General features: G+C 33.5%; 1 protein-coding gene and 1 riboswitch. The gene reads right to left on the reverse strand.

All coding sequences use genetic code 11. The annotated features are described in order from the left end of the window. On the reverse strand, nt 1-1585 hold a 1585-nt coding region (locus tag N3F66_15010; GenBank protein MCX8125456.1), incomplete at its 3' end, for a PorV/PorQ family protein. A gap of 3 nt (nt 1586-1588) precedes the next feature. Next, nucleotides 1589-1671, reverse strand: a riboswitch (cyclic di-GMP riboswitch). Nucleotides 1672-1737 lie beyond the last annotated feature (66 nt).

Raw genomic sequence — 1737 nt, forward strand, 5'->3', positions numbered from 1 at the left:
GATCAAGAAACTGTTTAACCATTTTATTGTTGGGATTTATTTCTAAAACTTTTTCCCATATTGCTTTCGCTTTATCTTTCTGATCCATAAGGAAAAACGCACTTCCCATAATTTCAAGAGCAGTTTCGTTATTAGGTTCCAGATCTAAAATATCTTGAGCACGTCTTAGAGCTACATCATACTTTCCTTCATATATCGCTTGTCTAGCATCATAAATTTTCTGATCAACGAGAGTAAATATTTCAGGTCCCTCTGGTCTTCTAGTAAGCTCACTTACTCCAGCTTCCCTTTCAACCATATTAAGCAATGATAAAAGTTTTTCATCTTTAGGTCTTTTGTTATAAGCATATCTAAGCACATTGACAGCACTTCTCAAATCTTTTCCATCAACATAAGCAACAATTCCTCTTCTAATTAAAGTCTCAACCTCATCAGTTCCAGTTGCATTTGGAACGTAAGTTACAGCTGCATTAAGTCTATCAAGCATCCTTCTAACCTCATCATTTCCAGGATCTGCATCAAGAGCAACTTTAAGTCTCTCAACTGCTTTTGAAAAATGTCCTGCTTTAAAATAATTAAATGCTTGTCTTACTATTGCTCTTATCTCTCCTTCATGAATTGCTTTTTTGGATTCTCCAAACCTAAGCCCAACAGAAAATTTAGTAGTATTTCCAAGAGAATGTATTCCCTGAGCAACATCAAGATTAAAACCTTTATACTTAAGACCAATACCAAAACTTGCTTCCTGAATTTGTGGTGTAGCCATAATACCGAATCTGAAACTCGCCCAATATAAAGGCCAATACTCTCCACCAAATCTTATATTTTGTCCTCCATTTTGAACTTTTGTTAAATCAAGATCAAAAATAAGACTACCTTTAAAAAGCGAAAAAGACTGTCCAATTTTGAAAACCAAAGGAAACTCATCATCTGTATCTCCACTTTTTTTGGAAAAAATATTTTGTACACCACATGCAAATTTATATACTTTTGAAACACTATAAAGCATAGCCAGATCAATAGTATTAAAAGAATCCTTTGAAGTATCAACAACTCTTGCAATATTTTTTATTGAAACTCCAAAAGCTAATTTTCTGGAAACATTTCTACCCCAACTAAATCCAATTGCTTGTTCACCAACACTAAAACTACCAAGTGAAATAAGATCTTTAATTTCGTTTGTATCAGGATCAACTTTTATTGAAACCTTTTCAAAACCATCTGACTTCATTTGATTTACAAAAAATCCAAATGTACCACGGGATACAGTCGGATGAACATAACCTATAAAATTAAGTGTTGTTTGTTCAAACATTTGAGCTTGCATAAATGAAAATTCTTTTCTTTCAAGAGCTGAAAGAGCTGCTGGATTCCAATAAGCTGCTGTAGCATCATCACTTATTGCATAAAATGCTCCTCCCATACCTAAAGCTCTAGCTCCAACTCCATAAGAAAGAAATTGCCCTGGCTGTCCACCACTTTGAGAAAAAATTTTATTTGATAATAAAATTAAAAAAACCGTTATATGAAAAGCCTTTATTATGGCTTTATATAACGGTATACTATTTATAAATATAACTTTCATAGTTTCGGCAGCCTAACCCCCTGGTAAATACCAGGGTCTTTTTGGCTTTGCGCCCCCGTCTTACGACGGGTTTGCTATTATCGTACTATATTTCAATTACAACCTTATTAAAAAAGCCTTACAAAGTTGTTACATTTATATTATAGCAGAAG

It is taken from the genome of Spirochaetota bacterium (genome assembly GCA_026414805.1).
GTDB lineage: Bacteria > Spirochaetota > UBA4802 > UBA4802 > UB4802 > UBA4802.